The sequence below is a fragment of the Noviherbaspirillum autotrophicum genome (assembly GCF_000818395.1).
Classification (GTDB): Bacteria; Pseudomonadota; Gammaproteobacteria; order Burkholderiales; family Burkholderiaceae_D; genus Noviherbaspirillum; species Noviherbaspirillum autotrophicum.
Genome location: NZ_JWJG01000019.1, coordinates 1 through 1,467, shown reverse-complemented (window position 1 = coordinate 1,467; position 1,467 = coordinate 1). Strand labels below are relative to the sequence as shown.

General features: G+C 62.6%; 1 protein-coding gene. It reads left to right on the top strand.

The window, feature by feature from the left end:
• On the top strand, window positions 1-1,467 hold a 1,467-nt coding region (locus TSA66_RS01195; protein ID WP_040038679.1), incomplete at both ends, for a GAF domain-containing protein.

Below are 1,467 nucleotides of genomic sequence, written 5' to 3'. Positions count from 1 at the left end.
GTGCGCGCGATCGCGGAAGTGGCAACAGCCGTGACGCGCGGCGACCTGTCGCGCTCGATCCAGGTCGAGGCGCGCGGCGAAGTGGCGGACCTGAAGGACAACATCAACGAGATGATCCGCAACCTGAAGGAAACCACGCAAAAGAATGCGCAGCAGGACTGGCTCAAAACCAACCTCGCGCGCTTCACCCGCCTGTTGCAGGGCCAGCGCGACCTGTCCGCCGTGACCACCCTGATCCTGTCGGAACTCGCCCCGCTGGTGTCGGCCCACCACGGCGTGTTCTACATGATGGATTCGGGCGACGACGACGCCCGCCTGCGAATGACTTCCAGCTACGGCTACCGCTCCAGCCGCAAGCTGCCGACCTCGTTCTTGCCCGGCGAAGGACTGGTTGGCCAATGCGCGCTGGAAAAACAGCGCATCTGGCTCACCAACGTGCCGCGCGACTACATCCAGATTTCCTCCGGCCTGGGCGCAGCGCCTCCGACCAACATCGTGGTGCTGCCGATCCTGTTCGAGCAGCAGGTCAAGGCCGTCATCGAGATCGCCTCGCTCGACCGCTTCACCGAAACCCACCTGTCCTTCCTCGACCAGCTGATGGAAACCATCGGCGTGGTGCTGAACACGATCGAAGCCAACAGCCGCACCGAATCCCTGCTGCGGCAATCGCAGTCGCTGGCGCAGGAATTACAGCAGACCAACCTGGAACTGGCGGAAAAGGCGAGCCTGCTGTCGGAACAGAATATCGAGGTGGAACGCAAGAACCGGGAAGTGGAACAGGCGAAACTGGCGCTGGAAGAAAAGGCGACGCAGTTGGCCTTGTCGTCGAAGTACAAGTCGGAGTTTTTGGCGAACATGTCGCATGAATTGCGCACGCCCCTGAACAGCCTCCTGATCCTGGCGCAGCAATTGTCGGACAACCCGGACGGCAACCTGTCGGAGCGGCAGGTGGAATTTGCCCGCACCATCTATGGTTCCGGCAGCGACTTGCTCACGCTGATCAACGACATCCTCGACCTGTCGAAGATCGAGTCCGGAACCGTCACGCTGGAAATGAGCGAATACCGCTTCCGCACCTTGTCGGGCTACGTCGAGCGCACCTTCCGCCACATGGCCGAAGCCAAGCAGCTCGGCTTCTCGGTGGAGCTGGCCGACGCGCTGCCGCCGTCGATGATGACCGACACCACGCGCCTGCAGCAGATCCTGAAGAATCTGCTGTCGAACGCCTTCAAGTTCACCAACCGTGGCCGCGTGGCGTTGCAGATTGGCATGGCCAGGAGCGGCTGGAGCGCGGACAACTCGAGCCTTGCGCAGGCTGATGCAGTGCTGGCGTTTTCGGTGACCGACACCGGGGTGGGCATTGCGGCCGACAAGCTGCAGCTGATCTTCGAGGCATTCCAGCAAGCCGACGGCAGCACCGCGCGCAAGTACGGCGGTACCGGCCTGGGCCTGTCGATTTCGCGCGAG